This is a genomic window from Microcoleus sp. FACHB-68 (assembly GCF_014695715.1).
Taxonomy (GTDB): domain Bacteria; phylum Cyanobacteriota; class Cyanobacteriia; order Cyanobacteriales; family Oscillatoriaceae; genus FACHB-68.
The window spans coordinates 648927-668036 of sequence record NZ_JACJOT010000008.1 but is presented as its reverse complement, the minus strand read 5'-3'; the positions used below and the strand labels follow the sequence as shown (position 1 = coordinate 668036).

Annotated in this window: 12 protein-coding genes; 4 read left to right on the top strand and 8 right to left on the bottom strand. The window is 48.0% G+C overall.

The features are described 5' to 3' along the window. Positions 1-118 precede the first annotated feature (118 nt). The 3 genes from H6F73_RS11750 to glpX form a co-directional block, all read right to left on the bottom strand. Positions 119-3304 carry a UPF0182 family protein gene (locus H6F73_RS11750; RefSeq protein ID WP_190758936.1) on the bottom strand — a complete coding sequence of 1062 codons (3186 nt, stop codon included), beginning with the start codon at positions 3302-3304 and terminating at the stop codon, positions 119-121. A gap of 218 nt (positions 3305-3522) precedes the next feature. Beyond that, positions 3523-4821, bottom strand: a complete 1299-nt coding sequence (locus H6F73_RS11745; RefSeq protein ID WP_190758935.1) for a glutamyl-tRNA reductase — start codon at positions 4819-4821, stop codon at positions 3523-3525. 206 nt (positions 4822-5027) lie between these two features. Further along, on the bottom strand, positions 5028-6065 hold the full coding sequence (gene glpX, locus H6F73_RS11740; protein WP_190758934.1) for a class II fructose-bisphosphatase: 1038 nt from the start codon (positions 6063-6065) through the stop codon (positions 5028-5030). Between the two features lie 191 nt (positions 6066-6256). Here glpX and H6F73_RS11735 point away from each other — a divergent pair, with 191 nt between their 5' ends. Both H6F73_RS11735 and H6F73_RS11730 read left to right on the top strand, forming a co-directional pair. Next, the gene (locus tag H6F73_RS11735) at positions 6257-6427 is read left to right on the top strand and encodes a hypothetical protein (RefSeq protein WP_190758933.1); all 171 of its coding nucleotides are present in this window, start codon (positions 6257-6259) and stop codon (positions 6425-6427) included. 419 nt (positions 6428-6846) lie between these two features. Beyond that, a complete protein-coding gene (locus H6F73_RS11730; RefSeq protein ID WP_190758932.1) occupies positions 6847-8604 on the top strand; it encodes a ShlB/FhaC/HecB family hemolysin secretion/activation protein in 1758 nt (585 codons plus the stop codon). 31 nt (positions 8605-8635) lie between these two features. Here the strand turns inward: H6F73_RS11730 and H6F73_RS11725 are convergent, their stop codons facing one another. The 4 genes from H6F73_RS11725 to H6F73_RS11710 form a co-directional block, all read right to left on the bottom strand. Next, entirely contained in the window at positions 8636-9349 is a 714-nt protein-coding gene (locus H6F73_RS11725) for a DevA family ABC transporter ATP-binding protein (RefSeq protein WP_190758931.1), read from the bottom strand. A gap of 89 nt (positions 9350-9438) precedes the next feature. After that, entirely contained in the window at positions 9439-10587 is a 1149-nt protein-coding gene (devC, locus tag H6F73_RS11720; protein ID WP_190758930.1) for an ABC transporter permease DevC, read from the bottom strand. Positions 10588-10728: 141 nt separating this feature from the next. After that, complete coding sequence (locus tag H6F73_RS11715; RefSeq protein WP_242072422.1) at positions 10729-12216, bottom strand: ABC exporter membrane fusion protein; 1488 nt, start codon at positions 12214-12216, stop codon at positions 10729-10731. 206 nt (positions 12217-12422) lie between these two features. Then, entirely contained in the window at positions 12423-13160 is a 738-nt protein-coding gene (locus H6F73_RS11710; RefSeq protein ID WP_190758928.1) for a phycocyanobilin:ferredoxin oxidoreductase, read from the bottom strand. A gap of 71 nt (positions 13161-13231) precedes the next feature. Here H6F73_RS11710 and H6F73_RS11705 point away from each other — a divergent pair, with 71 nt between their 5' ends. Then, entirely contained in the window at positions 13232-13387 is a 156-nt protein-coding gene (locus H6F73_RS11705; RefSeq protein WP_190758927.1) for a hypothetical protein, read from the top strand. 33 nt (positions 13388-13420) lie between these two features. On the opposite strand, the gene glgB is transcribed toward H6F73_RS11705, so the two are convergent. After that, positions 13421-15724, bottom strand: a complete 2304-nt coding sequence (gene glgB, locus H6F73_RS11700) for a 1,4-alpha-glucan branching enzyme (RefSeq protein ID WP_190758926.1) — start codon at positions 15722-15724, stop codon at positions 13421-13423. 573 nt (positions 15725-16297) lie between these two features. Between glgB and H6F73_RS11695 the strand changes: the two genes are divergently transcribed. Continuing rightward, positions 16298-19027, top strand: coding sequence for a PAS domain-containing sensor histidine kinase (locus tag H6F73_RS11695; RefSeq protein WP_190758925.1), 2730 nt, complete (start codon positions 16298-16300; stop codon positions 19025-19027). Positions 19028-19110: the final 83 nt, after the last annotated feature.

The window sequence follows — 19110 nt, the reverse complement described above, 5'->3', positions numbered from 1 at the left end:
AGTAATGTTGTTTTCAACACTCACAAGTTTACCGATCCAAGTCAAGAGGAAACGACGCAACACGAACATCTGCTTCTAATACTCGGACAATCAGCCAAAACTAAACTCAGCACTTTCCTCACGGTTGCGGTGTGAGGGGCGTTCCCAGTTGTGGGGTTGCGTCATCGCCTGGAGATAGAATCACCGGCGTTGTGGCTTTTTCACCCTTAAAAATTGCTTCCAGTGCCTGCTCAACGGTTTCTGCCATTGCGATTCTATTTTCGTAAGCCACAATCACGCGGACTAATGTGGGCAGGCTATTTTGCTCCGCTTCAAGGTAGAGGGGTTCAACATAGAGCAGGGATTGTTCAATCGGAATTACTAAAAGATTTCCCTGAATCGCTCGTGAACCCTGCCGGTTCCAAAGCGATATTTGCTGAGAGATGGCTGGATCTTGGTTAATGCGGGCCTCAACTTGCTCTGGGCCATAGACGAGTCGCTGTTTGGGGAACTGGTAGAGCAACAGTTTGCCGTAATTTTGACCATCTGAGCGACCGGCTAGCCATGCGATGAGGTTGTTACGGCTGGTGGGTGTGAAGGGGTTAAGCAGAATAAATTCTGAAAATTCGGCGGTTGGCAACTTCATAATCAGGTAGTAGGGTTCCACCGGCTGCGTTTCGTTGCCGTAAATCTCATTAGGGACTTGCCACTGGTCTTCCCGGTTGTAGAACACCTGGGAGTCTGTCATGTGGTAGTTGAGCAACTGTTCAGATTGGATGTCGAAAAAATCTACGGGATAGCGGATATGACTGCGAAGGGAAGTCGGCATCTCGCTGAGCGGTCTGAACATTTTGGGGAAGATGCTATTCCAGGTTTTAATAATGGGGTCTTGGGGATCAGCAATGAAGAAGTTGACGCTGCCGGTGTAGGCATCAATAACAACTTTGACGGAGTTGCGAATATAGTTAAATTCATACCGGCCCGGATCTGAATAGGGATAACGATCACTGGTTGTATAGGCATCAATAATCCAGTACAGGTAGTTTTCCTGGGAGGTGCCTGCCGTGGTAGCAGAAGAGGTGCCGGCACGGTTTTTGTCGAGATTGCCTTTGGCGACGACCAGATACGGGTCTTTGTCATAGCGCAGAAACGGCGCAAGCGTCCGCACCCTGCGATTAATGTTGCGGCGAAACAGTACCTTTGTTTGGGGCGTAAAGTTTTGAGTTAACATCATCTGCCAGTTGTTGAGATACTTGGCAAACAACAATCGACGCCACCAAGAACCAATTGGCACTCCACCGGCACCATCATAAGTGTTGTAAACATTATCATCGCCGCTGGGATAATCCAGTTCCTTAACCTTGGTGGGTGCCATCACGTAAGTATCGGTGATTTCGCCATAGTAGATGCGGGGTTTGGCGATGGGGATACTGGCGCGAATTCTTTCGCTAGAGGTGCGTAGCGTGGTTTCTCCAACTCCGATATCTTTGACGAAGTAGTCTGGCAACCCACCAGGGCCAACAGTATTCACCGGCGACAGGGTAAAGCCGTAACCGTGGGTATAAATCAGATGTTTATTCAGCCAAGTCTGAGCCTGCTGGGGAACGGCTGTGTAGTCTAACTCCCGCGCTGCCAATAGCACCTGTCGTTTTTCTGTTTCTTCGCTATCGGCGATGGGTTGTCTCTGTGTTTCTTGAACTCTTTGGTTGTCTTTTCCTGTGTCCGCCTGCTTCAGCGATCTCGTCGGCGGGATGCCTCTGCTACGGTTGGGATCTGCTTTCAGGGTATAGCGGTCAATATCGGCATCTGGAAACTTATAGTACAGTCGGATTTGCTGTAATTGCCGATTGGTTTGCAACAACGGACGCTGATCCCAGACGCGGATATTACGAATAGTTAGATCGTTTGCTTGAATGTCTGCGTAAGTGAGCTGCCCTTCTGGATCGAAGGTTATAACTTCGATATTCGTCAGATCGAACGCTCGGCGGGTCAAGTTAATGCTGTGCTGGATATAGGGGCGCTCCCGTCCCAGTTCGTTGGGTTGAACGAGCACGCGCTGAACTGCCGGGGGGAGAGCAATATTGGTTACTACGACCAATATCAAATAAAGTCCCAGGGCAAACAGAAATGGGCGAGGATAGGGTGTGCGGCTGTATTGATTGAGTGAGGGAGAGCGGGAAATGCGAGGTAAGAATTGAAAATCAGGTAATCTTGGTATTTGCTTTCTCGTTTCTATCTTTTTCTTAGCCGCGCCAGACCAAAAAATTGTCCGCGCCAGCAGATAAATAGAGAGTCCCAAAGCAAGGAAGCTCAGCAATCCATAAGCCGGCAGCAACACCTTGACATCGGTATAACCGGCTCCATAAGTGACGCCACTGGTTGAATAGAGCAAACGATAGCGCGACAGCCAATGGCTGAGAGCAACAAGCAATATTAAGCATCCCCCTAACCCGTGCAGGTGTCGCTGTTGCTGTTGAGAAAAGCCTGGAAAACGCCCTTCCGAAAGACTGTTTCCTGAAAGTAAATAAACTAGGGTGACTGCGAGCAAGGCGTAAAAAAATAGCCCGAAAAGCCAAAATTCTAGCAGTTCCCACACCGGCAGCCGAAACACATAGAAGCTGATATTGTGACCGAATAGGGGATCGCTATTGCTAAAAGGGGTGGCATGGATAAACTGCAAAAATTTGGCCCAGTTGTTAGAGAGTATCCAACCAAAGCCTAAACTCATCAGAAGTGCGATCGCCCACAGCAACTGAGGGACGAGCACCACGGCAAGCGCTACGCCGGCAACACCGAGTAGTTGCCAGGGTTGGTAGGGGAGTTGCCGCAACACCTGGGAAAGTGCTTCTGGCTGTAGCTGAGAGAATTGAGTGCGAGACACCCCAAGCAAGCCGGCGCTCCAATTCCAGTAACTAGCCGCTACTAAGCCATACTGAAGCAGGATCGCCCCGATTAATAACCCCACAGCAAAGACTGCCGGCAGCAGCCACGGCAAGGTGAGTCGTGAGGGGGAGAGGGGAAGCGGGGAGGATGAGGAGAAGAGGGGAGAATTTGCTTCCCGACTCCTCTGAAGTTCTGTTGTTTGGGGATGCTTAAACCGGCTGCTAAGTACCAAATTTCCGATCAGAAAGCCGGTTGTGACGAACAGCGCCAGCAACCACAGTCCTGCACGGGTTAGCTGCCGCAACCAAAACTCTTGTAAATACCCAGTTTCTTGAAACCAAAAACTTTCTGCTGTGATGTAGGTAACAAATTCAACAGTTAGCCATAGCCCTATCACCAAGCTAATTAATTGAAACCCGCGTTTTTTCAACCAAACAAACATAGCAATTTTAGATTTTAGATTTTAAATTTTAGACCGTGACTTGTCAGTTGTGTGGCGTAATGATGCGAGTTTATCCGTATCAGTTTCCACCGTTTTTTTATTGGCTTGCGCCTGCCTGTTGCGTTGTCAGTTATCTTTGACGTTTGAGTGCTTACCAATCATCACTAACTGATCGCGATCTAAAATCCAAAACCCAAAATCTAAAATCTAAAATCGGATCAGCTATATTGTTCGCTTGAGCGAGTTTCTGTCTCTAGATTAAACAGCAGCCGCAAGGTTTCCATTGCGTGGCGTCTCGCCTCAATATCTTGCTGTGCGCGTAACTGCACCATTGGATCGTGCAGAATTTTATTCACAATGCCTCGCGTCATGGCTTCTATCACTTCTTGATGTCTTTCAGCGAATTCTGAACCCAGACGGGAGAGGGCTTTTTCTAACTCTTGTTCGCGAATGGTTTCGATTTTTTCCCGTAGGCTGTTGATGGTAGGGACGGTTTCGAGTGAGCGCCACCAAACATCAAAGGCTTCTACTTCTTCTTCAAGCAATCCTTCGGCTTCCATCGCCATTTTTCTGCGACTTTCTTGATTTTGAGCCACAACGGCTTTCAAGTCATCGACATTAAATGCTTGAACGTGTTCTAGCTCGTTCACATCCACATGGACGTTGCGAGGAACGGAAATATCGAATAGCATTAAAGGCTGGTTTGGAACCAAAAATGCTTCTAGTTTGGCACGATCCAGCAGTGGTTCTGTGGCGGATGTGCTGGTAAAAACGATATCTGATTGGGCGATCACCTGCATCATTTCTGGCAGCAGGTGCAACTGTATTTGCGCGTCTGGGAAGTGACTGGCTAATTCTTCAGATCGGCGCAAGGAACGGTTGAGAATTGAAATTTGAGCAGCTCCTTTTGATACTAGATGTTGTACCAAAAGTTTAGACATTTTGCCGGCACCGACAATTGCGACGCGACAAGCTGCTAAATTCTGGACTTTTAGCTGAGCTAGCTCAACGGCTGCTGAACTGATGGAAACTGCACCTGTGCCGATGCTGGTTTCTGTCCGAACTCGTTTGCCGGCTGTCAGTGCTTGCTTAAAGAGCCGGTTGAGAATACGTCCGATGCCGGCGTATTGCTGGCCGAGTTTGTGGGTGTTTTTGACTTGAGCCAAAATTTGCCCTTCTCCCAAAACCAGACTATCCAGGCCGGCTGCTACGCGCATCAAATGCATCACCGAATCTTGGTGCAACAAAATGAATAAATGCTGGCGTAGCTGGTGCAGAGGAAGTTTACTGTGTTCTGACAAAAATTGCGTAACTTCCCGCACACCCTGCTCAGTTTCACTTGTCACCAAATAAATTTCTAAACGGTTGCAAGTGCTGAGAATGGCAATTTCTTCAATATGCGGGTATGACTTTAAAGCCGCGATGGCTGATTCAATTTGATGTTCCGGAATGCTCAGTTTTTCCCGAACTTCTACCGAGGCTGTTTTGTGACTAAGACCTACAACTGCAATATTCATTTGCTAATGGTTAATTGCTAATGGCTAATTGCTAATGGGGAAGAGGGCATGGGGCATGGGGCATGGGGCATGGGACGAGTGTGCAATATCTCACGATAGATAAGGGACGGGGCCGGGGAAACTACTAAATCACCACCTAGCTATTCCTATGCCCAATCCCCCATCCCCTATGCCCTATGCCCAATCCCCCATGCCCTACAAGGTGACTATTTCAATTGCAGCCTCTGTGTTTCTTCCCACATATGGATAGTGTCAACAAACCGAGCCGTCTTGGATTGGCTAGAAATGACCAGAGATTGCGTCCGTGCTCCACCATGAAAGAAACGAACGCCTTCCATCAGGGTTCCGGGGGTGATGCCGCAAGCAGCAAACAGCACGGTTTGCCCAGAGGCGAGTTCGTGAGCATCATAAATCTTGTCGGGGTCTGTGATGCCCATTTCTTTCAAGCGAGCGAGGTTTCCTTCTCGGCTTTCACCAATCAAGCCGGTTTGCACTACTTCTGGATCGTAGATCAATTGACCTTGGAAGTGCCCGCCCAAGCAGCGCATGGCTGCTGCTGAAATTACGCCTTCAGGAGCCGCGCCGATGCCCATGAGCGCGTGGATATTGGTGCCAGAAAACGCGCAGCACAGAGCGGCTGACACGTCACCGTCGCTGATTAGGCGTACCCGTGCCCCAGCTTCACGAATTTCTTTAATCAGGTCTTTGTGACGGGGCCGGTCCATGACCACGACCACGAGTTCTTCAACTGTGCGCTGCAAGCACTCGGCAATGATCTTGAGGTTTTCGGTTGCAGACTTGCGAATATCGACCTTGCCTTTAGCGGCTGCCGGTGCGGCTAGCTTCCGCATATAGAAGTCGGGTGCGGCGAACAGCCCACCTTTTTCGGCAATGGCGAGCACTGCCATTGAACCGTTTTGACCGTAAGCAACGAGGTTAGTACCTTCGCAGGGGTCAACCGCGATGTCGATCTCTATCAGTTCATCGGGGTTGCAATAAGCTTTAGCATCCTCGCGGGTACAAATGCCAACTTCTTCGCCGATATAGAGCATGGGGGCTTCATCGCGCTCCCCTTCGCCAATCACGATCCGGCCTCGCATATAAATTTTGTTCATCCGTTCCCGCATGGCTTCTACAGCCACTTGGTCAGCGATGTTTTTCTCGCCTTTCCCCATCCACCGGGCGGATGCGATCGCAGCTTGCTCAACAACTTCAATAATTTCTAGACCGAGCGTATTTTCCACGAATACTATCCTCCCAACTGCTGATTTTGCGTCGTTTCATAAGCCTACTCAAGTGTTAAAGTCTATCAGAGCGCGGCTACCGAAGGACGAAGTCTCGCTGTTCTGTTTGTGTTAAGTTTTGCTGCTATGTGTCGGCTATGGCTGAAATTGGCTCATTTATCCTGGGAAGCTAGGTAGCCGAATCCGGCTTTATGGCTACACGCGCTGCCGATTTGAGTTGGGATGAGACACTGGACAGACCGGCACAGATTATGGCCAGGGACACAGTCAAGCCGGTTTTGATCCGCGCCGGCACTCAACTTGGCATCAAGAGAGTTTCTTTGTCGGCAAGTAAGAGTCTGGGTAAACCAAACTTGCAATAACGCCGGGATTCAATAATTTATCAAAGCTTTTCAAATTTAGACATAATAAGGGCGTTTGGGCTTTTTCAACATTCAAGGACAAAAACTTCTTAAAAAGAATAATAATCTGTTAATCAACCCTGGCTTTATCCCAATACGCGCTACACCGGCACCTAGATATCTGGAAAAGCCACCGACTCTAAACAAGTTTACTGTTATGCTATCCCGGAGAAACTGCATTTTCTGCCGGCAGTGTCAAGTTAAAGGAATTTAAATTTGTATTAAACTAGATAGCTATTCATTAGCCATTAGCACGGGGCTGCCAGGGGTGCGTCTCACGCTTGTAAAAATTAGCTGACATTTTGTATCGAAAATTTCCGTTAAGGGGACTCAATAGGCCAATATATTTTTCAGACGCTCCCGACCAAAGGTTCCACCCAATGCCATTGAAACAAAACAATCCTATAAAAAGCGAAATCAAAGCGTATAATCTTCTTTATTCTTGCTTTTTTGCTTTTTCTTTCTACTTTGTCTCGACTACTGGAGAGCTACTCGCGCAGCCGGTTGATCCCTCTCAAGTTCCGTTGCCGTTTCCTCGTCCGCAAGAACCCACACCGCTACCAACCCCGGAACTGCTGCCACCCCCAGAAGAATTACTACAGCCTCCCACCACGCCGGCACCCCCCCAACAACTGGTTCCAGATAACGTTCCTGGAAATATTCAGGTGGAACGCTTTGAGTTTGAGGGCAATACAGCATTCAGTGATGAAAGGTTACGCCAGGTACTCGATGAGTTGGAATTAACCGGACGTGCCCTCACCTTTGCCGAACTGCTGCAAGCACGTTCTGCCATCACTAAACTGTATACCGACGAAGGATTTATCACATCTGGGGCGCTAATTCCGCCGCAAACTTTGGATGGAGGTGTCGTCATCATCCAAATCGTTGAAGGGGAATTAGAAGATATTAATATAGCCGGCACTAACCGCCTGAACGACGACTATATTCGCAGCCGCATCGCCATTGCCACTCGCAGACCGCTAAATGTCAACAAACTGCTAGAATCCTTGCAACTGCTGCAGCTCAACCCTTTAGTTGCAACGGTGTCTGCCGAACTTTCTGCCGGTTCGCGTGCCGGTAGCAGCTTGCTAGATGTAACGGTGACAGAGGCAAATTCCTTCAGTCATCAGCTCACGTTTGATAATGGCCGAACTCCAAGTGTTGGAAGTTTCCGACGCCAAATAAACTTAAACGAAGGTAATGTGCTGGGGCTAGGAGATAGCCTCAATTTAGCTTATACCAATACAGATGGTAGTAATGCGTTTGATGGCAGCTATACTTTACCCTTCAACGCTCGTAATGGCGCGGTTACTTTTGCCTATAGCCGAAGCAGTAGCAATATTATCGAGCCTCCGTTCGATCAAGTCGATATTGAGGCGAGATCGCGCAACTATGAGGTAAGCGTGCGCCAGCCTTTAATTCTCACTCCGACGCGAGAATTTGCTCTGGGTTTAAGTGCAAACCGGCAAGAAAGTGATACAACGCTGTTAAATGTGCCTTTTGCGCTGTCTCCGGGTGCCAACGAGCAAGGGCAAACCCGAATTAATGCGATTCGGTTTTTTCAGGACTGGACACAGCGAGATGCTCAGCAAGTGTTCGCTGCACGTTCTCAATTTAGTTTAGGAATCGGTGAGAGAGCAACCGTCAACGCTGAACCTCCCGACAGCCGGTTTTTTGCGTGGCGAGGACAGGCGCAGTGGTTGAGACAATTTGCTCCAGATACGTTGCTGTTAGTGCGCGGCGATGTGCAGCTAGCATCTAGAGCACTTTTACCGTTAGAACAATTTGGCTTAGGCGGTCTTGAAAGTGTGCGCGGATACCGGCAAGATGCGCTACTGAGCGATAACGGCGCTTTTGCTTCCGCAGAAATTCGGATTCCAATTTATCGTTTACCCAATCAGCAAGGAGTTTTGCAAGTTGCCCCATTTATTGATATTGGTACAACTTGGAATAGCTCTGGCAGAGAGGCACCTGAGCCGAATACGCTGGTTTCTGCCGGCTTGGGTTTACGGTTCCAATTTGCTAATCGCCTGACAGCGCGTATAGACTACGGTATTCCGTTAGTTGATATTAATTCAAGTAACAGAACATGGCAGGAAAATGGTTTATATTTCTCCATCGTGACCTCACCTTTTTAGCTTAAAAAATAGCTGCCGGCACAACTTTTCTTTAAGCAGGAGTGCCGGCAGTCTGCGCTGCGGCATCTTTTGCTAAATATCCATCTTCCATGTGAACGATGCGATCTGCAATATCTAAAATCCGGTTATCGTGAGTAACCAGTAAAATCGTGCTGCCCTGATCTTTGGCTAATTTTTGCATAATTTCTACGACATCTCGACCGGATTTACTGTCTAAAGCCGCAGTAGGTTCATCTGCTAATATTAATTTCGGATGACTCACTAAAGCCCGTGCGATAGCAACCCGCTGCTTTTGCCCGCCTGAGAGGTTTTCCGGGTAATAATTGACTCGCTCTCGCAATCCAACGGCTTCTAACATCGCCATTGCTTGAGCTTTCATCTCTTGCTGAGGAATCTCTGGATGTAAATCCAGCGACATTTGCACATTTTGTAGGGCTGTTAAAGATTTCAGTAAGTTATGGGCTTGGAAAATATAGCCAATATCGCGCCGGACTTGCACAAGCTTATTTTTGCCGGCACCGCAAAGTTCTTGTCCAAATACTTTTAGACTGCCCTCCTGAGCAGATCGCAACCCGCCCAGTAATGTCAGCAACGTAGTTTTTCCAGACCCTGAAGGGCCGGTCATCAGAACAATTTCTCCCGGATATATTTCCAGACTAATATCATACAAAACCTGTTTCTTAAGTGCCCCTTGTCCGAAATAATGATTCAGGTTTTTAATTTTAACAACGGGTTCTTGATTCATAATTTTATTACTTAAATATTAAGCCAACAAAAAATTAGCTTTCTTGTAAACTTTGTTGATTCTTTAATAGATAACCTCAACAAAATCACTTAAAAAATATCAGCAGGATCAGCCGCACTCAGCTTACGCACAGCAATCGCACCCGAAACCGAACACATGACCATTGTCAGAATTAGCACTGTCGTAGCTCTGGCAAGCGTCATGATCATCGGTAAGCTTGTTGCATTTTTAGTTAAATTATACAACCCAATTGCCACAGCGCACCCAGGAAGATAACCTAAAATTGCTAGAATTAAAGCTTCTTGAAAAACAACGATTAAAAAGTAAATGTCTTTGTATCCCATTGCCTTGAGAGTTGCATACTCTGCCAAGTGGTCGGAAACATCGGTATAAAGAATTTGATAAACAATTACAATTCCGACAATAAATCCCATTGCCGTCCCCAAAGAGAAAATAAACCCAATAGTTGTGCTTGTTTGCCAATAATCTTTTTCCCAAGCCATAAATTCTTGTTTTGAGAAATATCTCACATCAGCCGGCAAATAGGTTTTCATTTGTTTAAGAACAGCCTCAACATTGGCTGCCGGTTTTAATTTAACAATTCCGACATCAATTATTCCCTTTTTTCTATTAGGGAACATTCGTAAAAAATTTAAATCACTGGTTAAAATATTCCCATTTGCTCCAAAAGATGCCCCCATTTCAAATAGTCCTCTGACCTCAACTCGCCGTCCTCCCACTTCGGTTGTGACGGATTCGCCCTGATTAAATTTTTCAGCAACCGGCCCAAACTCATCACGAGAAGCTGCATCAAATAAAACCTTATCTGTTAGTTTAATTTGGTTAATATTATCTACGACCCCTGGTAAATTAAATACAGAATCATCAGGATTGAAGGCAAGTACGAAAATGCCCCGTGTGCTGCGATCCACAGGGTTTTTCCACAACGCAAAGTCTAAATATACCGGCTTGACTGATTCCACCCCTTCAAAAGCGAGTGTTTGATATAAACGCCGTTGAGGAAAGCTTTTCATGGCCGTTAATGTCGTAGACTGGGGGCTAACTAAAAAAATGTCTCCATCTAAATTGCTGTGTACCCGCACGGAACTATCAAAAAGTGCATCCCGAAATCCGAGTTGCATAAACATTAAAATGTCAGCAAATCCAATTCCCGCTAATGCTACAAGTAAGCGCATTTTTTCACGGGTAAGTTGCAACCAAGCTAAAGGAATTTTCATAATTTAAGGGCTGAGGAGTAAAAAGTAAGGAATCGGCATCTTTATTTTAGGCGAAGCATCCGCGCACAAAATTTTAGCTTTAACCGGCATCATGATCAGCGGATGCTTTGCCTCAACAGTTTTCGCTGACCTCTGAATAAATTAGATATAAATTTTGACTTCAACTTGTAAATTTGTTAAACCGGCCACTCGCTTACTATCTTCTGGATTGAGACGAATTTTCACCTCAACCACTCTGGCATCAACATCCGCAGCCGGATCGGTGTCGAGAACATCTTTTTTACCAATTTGCAACCCGATTTCATCCACAGTTCCGCGCAATTCCCCATTAATCGCACTGCTGGTAATCGTAGCCGGCTGACCAACTTTTACTTGCTCAATATCGCTTTCATAAATTTCTGCCACCACAAACATCAGCTCAGTTTGACCGACATCAGCAATTCCCTCATTGCCAACCGTTTCTCCGGGGCGAGTATGAACTTTCAAAATTTGCCCATTCGTCGGAGTTTTAATAAAAGCTTGATCCAAGTCTGCCTGAGCTTTTGCCACAGTTGCAACTGCGCTTTCAACTTCTGCTTGAGCGGTTCGCACATCAACAGGACGCACTTCAGAAATTCGCTCTAAATTCGCCTTAGCTTCATTAATTTGCTGTTGCAGGGTAGAAATTGTCTGATCTCTCGTTGATCTAGCCTCATTAAGCTGTTCTTCAAGGGTTTCAACTGTCTTGCTTCGGGTCGCTGTGGCTTCGTTAATTTGCTGTTGAGTGGTGATATCAATTTTGTTGATATTAGCTTGCTGCTCAACAAGTTGCTCCCGCCCGATCCCCTCAATCTTATTTAGGTTTGCTTGTTCCTCAATCAGTTCCTCTCGAACTGTTTCAAACGTCAAACGCTTGTTATCAAGCAAAGAAATAGCGATCGCACCGTCTCGGTACAATTGCTGGTGACGTGAATATTCGGATTCAGCATTGCTCAACTGCGCCTTAATTCTGTCAATTTTGGCTTGTTGAGCGGCGATTTCTCCTTTAAGCTGAGCGGTAAGCCGGCCAAGCGTGGCTTCTTGAACTGTGTTATCGCCTTCGCGCTGAGCATTAAGCCGGGTGATGGTGGCTTCTTGAGTTGCCTTTTCCCCGCGCAGCTGCGCTTCTAAACGAGCGATGGTGGCTTCTTGAGTTTCTTTTTCTCCGCGCAGCTGCGCTTCTAGACGGGCGATTGTCGCCTTCTGGGCCTCTATTTCCCCGGCTTTCGCACCGGCTTCCACTTGTGCCAGACGTGCTTCGGCCACTTTGACTTGTTTTTCAGCTTGTGCTAACACCGCTGCTAAGCGTTCCCGGCTGTCGAGAACTGCGATCGCATCCCCCGCGCGAACTTTGTCTCCTTGTTTCACAAGAATTTCTTTGATGCGCGTTCCTTCTATGGAAGCCGGCGCTGACAGCTTAATCACTTCTCCTTGGGGTTCAAGCCGGCCTAAAGCAGTCACTGCCTTGGGAGGTGCTGGAACCGTTTGTGCTTCCTCTGCCTTAATCTTTTCCGCTTTAACTTGAGAGAGATGGTAGAAACCCGCCACGCTAAGTGCAACTGCTGCTGCACTGATGATAGCTATCAGCCGCCACCCCGCAGGCTTTAACAAGGGTTTATCCTTTGGGCGATATTCCTGCTCCATGACAATAGTGATGGAATCCTAACTAATCATCTAGTTAAAAGCTAGCATTCATTCCTGGTCTTGATGACAGATTCATTGAAAGCTGATATATAAGCTTCCCAAATGCTTGCTTTAAAGAATACCCTCACAGAAGCAGCAGTCAACATCCTCTAGTCGCAACCGAGCGAGCTGAGTTAGTCAGCGACATCAAATAACACGGTTGTCATGTAATATTCCGCCCATTCCGGGCCAAAAGCCTTTTCCAACACCCGGCGAGTTTTGTCATTTTTCTGTTGCTTGGTGCAGTAGTTGCGCTGGCCGGCAATCACGCGGGCTTCTTCTTCCCCAGAAACAGGTGCTTGTGAGAGCGCTTGCTGGCAGTGGAGTTCTAGAAATGAGCTAACCCGCGCCAAAAATAGGGCATCTTCCTCAGCGCCACCAGGCCGGACAAATAAACAAAAGTCAGAAAAAATATCGCCCCAAGCCGGCAACTCGCGAGGTTGAGAAAAATGGGCAACCGGCAATGCGGTGAGCGCATTTTCATAAGCTGCCGGTAAAGAGCGATCTGCGTTCACCGGCGAAAGGTCTGCGATCGCGGCACTAATTTGGCCGCGCCCCCCAACCAAATCCGTGCCAAACATCGGCAAAGGGTAATTAGAGCGGGGAAACATCACACAATGCAAAATATCCAGCGTACTGCCAACCTTCGCCAACTCCAAATGAAGCTTACGAAACTGGGGGGTTTGATAGCAGCGATTTTCAATCGTGAGCTTCTCTCCCTCCAAGCGCCCTTCCACATAGCCCAACTCTTCAGGCATCGGATAGGGAGACAAATCTAAATAGCTCTGCCAGATAGCCTCGATGCGATTGGCTAAATCCCGAATCAGCGGATGTTGTTCCTCGCGCAACGAGGGAGTTGCAGTCAATGACACGATTATTTCTCCAAAATCACCCTAAGCGGCAACCTCTATCTTAACGGTGCCGGTGTATCTCATAAAAGGGAATGGGGAATGGGGCATTGGGCATTGGGCAAGGCTTCGCCAACCTAAAGGTATGGGCATGGGGGATGGGTCAAGGCTTCGCCAACAAGAACGGTAGGGGGATGGGGCATGGCTTCGCCAACAAGAACGGTATGGGCATGGGGCATTTCTCCCTCTAACCCCATGCCCTATGCCCTATGCCCTATGCCCCTCTATTCCTCTAGCGTTCCTTCCAAAGCAGTTCTATTCTTTTGCCGGTCTAGCTTAAGAACGAGCACACCTAAAGGAGGTAAACACAGGTCGATTGAGTAGCGCCGGTTGTGACTCCACCACTCATCTGCCCACTTGCCGCCGAGATTGCCCATATTGCTGCCGCCATACTTGCGGGCATCAGTGTTAAACAGCTCAGTGTAGAATCCGTGTTCCGGGACACCGACGCGGTAGTGGCTGTGGGGTTGGGGTGTGAAGTTACACACGACGATGGCAAACTCATCCGAATCCTTAGCGCGGCGGATGAAAGAGACAACACTGTGCCGGTTGTCGCTGCAATCAATCCACTCAAACCCTGCCTCCGCAAAATCTTGGGTGTAAAGGGCCAGCTCAGTGCGATACAGGTGGTTGAGTTCGCTCATAAACTGTTTGAGCTGTCTGTGGGACTCGTATTGCAATAAATGCCAATCCAAATCGCCCCACACATTCCACTCGCTCCATTGGCCAAACTCCATACTCATAAATAGGGTTTTCTTGCCGGGATGCGAGAACATAAAGGCTAGCAGACAGCGCACATTGGCAAACTTCTGCCACTCATCTCCCGGCATTTTCCCGATTAGCGGACTTTTACCATGCACAACCTCATCGTGAGACAGCGCCAGCATGAAGTTTTCGCTGTGGTTGTACCACATACTAAATGTGATGTTGTTTTGGTGGAACTGGCGGAACCAGGGGTCCATGTTGAAATAGTCGAGCATATCGTGCATCCAGCCCATGTTCCACTTCAAATTGAAGCCCAAGCCGCCAACATAAGTGGGCCAGGATACCATCGGCCATGAAGTGGACTCTTCGGCAATTGAGAGGACGCCGGGAAAGTAGCTGAACAACAGGTGATTCACCTGACGCAGGAAGTTAGCAGCTTCGATATTTTCCCGTCCCCCGTACTGGTTGGTTACCCATTCACCGGGGTTGCGGCAGTAGTCGAGGTAGAGCATGGAAGCGACGGCATCTACTCGAATGCCGTCAATATGGTACTTGTCAAACCAAAACAGGGCGTTGGCGGCGAGGAAGTTCCGCACTTCGTTGCGGTTGTAGTTGAAGACTAAGGTGCCCCATTCTTTATGTTCACCTTTGCGGGGGTCGGCGTGCTCATACAGGTGGGTGCCGTCGAAGAAGGCTAAACCGTGACCATCTTTGGGAAAATGGCCGGGAACCCAGTCAACGATGACGCCGATGCCGTGGTAATGGCACTGATCGACGAAGTACATGAAGTCTTCGGGAGTGCCATAGCGGGAGGTGGGGGCGTAGTAGCCGGTGACTTGATAACCCCAAGAGCCATCAAAGGGATGTTCCGCAATCGGCAGCAGTTCAATGTGGGTGAAGTTGAGTTCTTTGACGTAGGGAATCAGCTTGTGAGCGAGTTCGCGGTAGGTGAGGAAGCGTGCGCCAGGACGCAATTCTGAGACAACCACCACCGGCTCTTCTTCGCCGTTCGGTAGTTTGGCCGGCTCTGCTGAGGAGGCGTGCAACCAAGAGCCTATATGACATTCATAAACGGAAATCGGCTGGCTTAGGGGTTCGGTATGCCGGCGCGTTTCCATCCATTTGGAGTCGTTCCAGGTATAACTATCTAAGTCAGTGACGATGGAAGCCGTTTTAGGGCGAGGTTCGGATTGGAAGCCGTAGGGGTCTGATTTTTCGTAAATGTGGCCATCGGAGTTCTTGATTTCGTATTTGTAACCATCGCCAACGCCCAAGTCGGGAATAAATAATTCCCAGATGCCGTTGTCGCGTTTACGCATTTGGTTTTTGCGTCCGTCCCAGCTGTTAAAATCACCCAACACTGAAACGTTACGCGCGTTTGGTGCCCAGACTGCAAAGTTGACGCCTTTGACCCCGTTCACTTCCGTCAGGTGAGCGCCTAATTTTTCGTAAATGCGGTGATGGTTGCCTTCGGAAAATAGATGGATGTCAAAGTCTGTTAACTTCGGAGAGCGAAAAGCATAGGGATCGTAAATGACGCGCTCGTGCTCTCCTTCTTTGAGGCGAAACTGGTAATTGGCCAGTTCCGGCGTTTCAATCGTGCATTCAAAGAAGTGGGGATCGTGAACCGATTGCATGGGATATTCTTGCCGTTCTTCCGGGATCACAACCCATGCGGCATCGGCAGAAGGCAGGTAGGCTCGCACTACCCAGTGAGTGATTTTGCCATCCTGTTCGATGGGGTGAGGGCCGAGGATTTCAAACGGGTCATGATGCTGATTCCCAACAATGCGGTTAATCTGATCCGGAGCAACAAGCGTCATTGACATAAACTACCTATTATGATAAACGGCTTTAAGTTTGAACGATTTGCGCGATTTGCCGCGCCTTCTTTGAGAATTTTGCTGGTTAAAAGGCTGGCCTTTGTGAGTGTAGGACAGGGTTCTTTGTTGCTTCTGGCTTAGCTATCCTTGAGCTTAGCAGCATCTCTTCTTTTAGTTTGACAGTACGACCAGGAGTGCGAGGTTGTGGGCGCTACCGGCAGCGCACCCAAATACTACACAAATTTAAACAATCAGTAATGATCTGTTATAAACGGTAGCAAAAAGCTTTCACAAATTCGTCAATCCTTGGATAAAAAACGTGATATCTCTGAAGTGAAGCCGGCGTCTGATCTTCTTGGCGGTCTATGTGCCGGCATTGAAAATCCCCACTGTCAGGGCAATTAAGCGTATAAACCTGATAGGTAGCATTAACGGTGCCGGCTGGCCAATTTCGAGAGCCGGTTTTGTGCCACAACTAAAAATATGCTGATGAAATAGGCATGGCAAAGCTGCATTTGATAAAGTCTCATCAGTAGCCAGCTCTTTTTGGCTTATGGGTGAACGCAAGTTGCCATGAAAAACACCTTGAACGGGGGAAGACCGTCCAAACCCAGACTGACTCCATTGAGAATTACGGCCATCTACGTGATGATCGGAAGCTTATGGATCTGGTTTTCCGATGAAATTCTGTTATCGCTCATTCCTCATGCCGGCATCCTGAGCAAATTACAAACCTTTAAAGGCTGGTTTTACGTCACAATCACAGCCTCAATTCTCTATTGGCTGATCCACCAGCTAATGAGGGCAACCCAGCAATCAGAAATGGCTTTGAGGCAGGCGAATGAAACCCTAAGAGCAACCCAATCAAGCCTTAAAGAAAATCTGAGCGAATTGCAAGCGATTCAGGAAGAATTGCAAACCAGTGAAGAACGCTATCGCCTGATTTCCGAGCTAACCTCAGACTACGCCTATACGCTCAGTGTGGCTTCCGATGGGCAATTTACGATTGAATGGTTAACTGAAGCCTTTTCCCGGAGCAGTGGTTACCCTTTGGCAGAAGTTACCGGCCCTCAAGGCTGGGAAAAGTTGATTCATCCGGATGATTTACTTCTTGTTAAGGTCAGGAACCGCAATCTGTTAAGTGGTCAGCCCAGTACACAAGACTTTCGGATCATCACCAAACACGCAGAAGTGCGATGGTTGCGAGATTACGCCCGTCCAGAGTGGGATGCAACCCATCAACGGGTGATTCGGATTTTTGGAGCGGCTCAAGATATCACGCAGTACAAGCAGGCGGAAGCGGCATTGCGGGAGAGTGAGGTCAAGTTTCGCATCATTTCTGAAGCGTCTCCGATCCCGATCATTATTTCTCGTGCGAGCGATGGTGTGATCCTGTATGCCAATGAGCAACTTAGCCTGATGTTGGGCCTTGGAACTGAGCAGTTTATCGGTCGCAGAGCACCAGATTTTTACGATAACCCTGCAGATCGAGAAGCGCTGCTAGAACTCGTTAAGAAAGACGAGGTGGTTTACAACTACGAGGTTCGAGCAAAGAAAGCCAACGGCAGCCGGTTCTGGATCGTCGTTTCGCTTCAGCTTCTAATTTTTAATGGGGAACAGGCGCTTCTGTCTACGATTTACGACATCACTGAGCGCAAGCAGATGGAGGAAGCGCTGCGCGAGTCTGAAAGGCGATACCGGCTGTTATTTGAAACCAATCCGCAACCGATGTGGGTTTATGATGTTGAAACGCTGGCTTTTGTAGCTGTTAACTCTGCGGCAACTCAGCACTATGGCTATTCTGAGGATGAATTTCTGGCGATGACAATTCGGGATATTCGTCCTCCTGAAGATATTCCCGCTTTGATTGAGGATTTGTCTAAATTACCCACAGGGCTGCGGGCTGCCGGCAGATGGCGGCATTGCAAGAAAGACGGAACGATTATTGAGGTAGAAATTACTGCACACAGTCTGACGTTTGCCGGCAGGCGTACTCAACTTGTTTTGGCGAATGATGTCACTGAACGCCAGCGAGCGGAAAGGGCGCTGAGGGCGAGCGAGGAGCAATATCGGGAACTGGTTAACAACCTTCACGAAATTATTTTCCAACAAGATAGGCGGGGGATATGGACGTTTTTGAACCCGGCGTGGTCAGAAGTGATGGGCTACACGCTTGCAGAAACACTGGGAACTGATTTTTTGAATTATGTACATCCAGATGACCGGCACTATAGCCAAACGCAGCTGCATTGTTTGCTGAATTTTGAAATCGATGATTGCCGGTATGAGGTTCGCTTTTTGGCTCAGGATGGCAGTATCCGCACTTTGGCAGTGTTTGCTCGACGGTTAATCTCTTCTAGCGGCGAGGTTGCCGGTGCGACGGGTACGCTGATGGATATTACAGAACGCAAAGCTGCAGAAACCCGGCTGCAAACGCTTAATGCAGAGTTAGAACGGCAAGTTGAGGAACGCACGGCGCAACTGCAAACGCAAATGCAGGAACTGCGGCAGCTTAATGAGTTAAAAGATGATTTTCTCAGTACGGTTTCTCATGAGTTGCGAACGCCAATGACTAACATGAAAATGGCGATTAGTATGTTGCAGTTGGCCATTAAATCAACACAAGAGCGAGGGCTAGAAAAGGAAGATGCGTTCGCCCAATTTTATCAAAAATTTCAGCGCTATTTGCAAATTTTAGAAAATGAATGCGAGCGGGAAATTAGTCTAATCAATGACTTGCTTGATTTGCAACGTTTGGAGATGTCGCCGGCTGTACCGACGTGGGAAACAATTTGTTTACAGGAGTGGCTTCCTCAAGTGGTTGTACCCTTTCAGGCGCGTTTGCGAAACCGGCAGCAAATACTGCATCTTCACATTGATCCTGATGTGTTGCCCTTACATTCTCACTTAGCTAGTTGGGAGCGAATTGTGGCGGAACTGCTGAATAATGCTTGCAAATACACGCCTCCGGGTGGTGAGATTGGGGTGAGGTTACAACAAGCTTCTGGTAGTTCTGGGGGTGCCGATTCCTCAAGTTTAGCGACTAATGTTACCCAACTCATTGTTAGCAATTCTGGCAGTCAAATTCCTGTAGAAGAGTTAAGTCGAATTTTTGATAAATTTTACAGGGTTGCTAGCAGCGATCCTTGGAAACAGGGAGGTACGGGTTTGGGTTTGGCGCTGGTTAAGCAATTGGTGCAGCAGCTAGGCGGCAGAATTTGGGCGGAAAGTGAATCTAACCGAACTTGGTTTACGGTGGAGTTACCGACTGATACGGAAGCAGTTTACAAAATTTCTGCTTAAGCCGGCTTTCTTAGAACAGGTTTCAAAAGTTTCATGGGGTGGGTTACACCTTAAGAAAACTAATGCCTACCCCAATTGAAAAT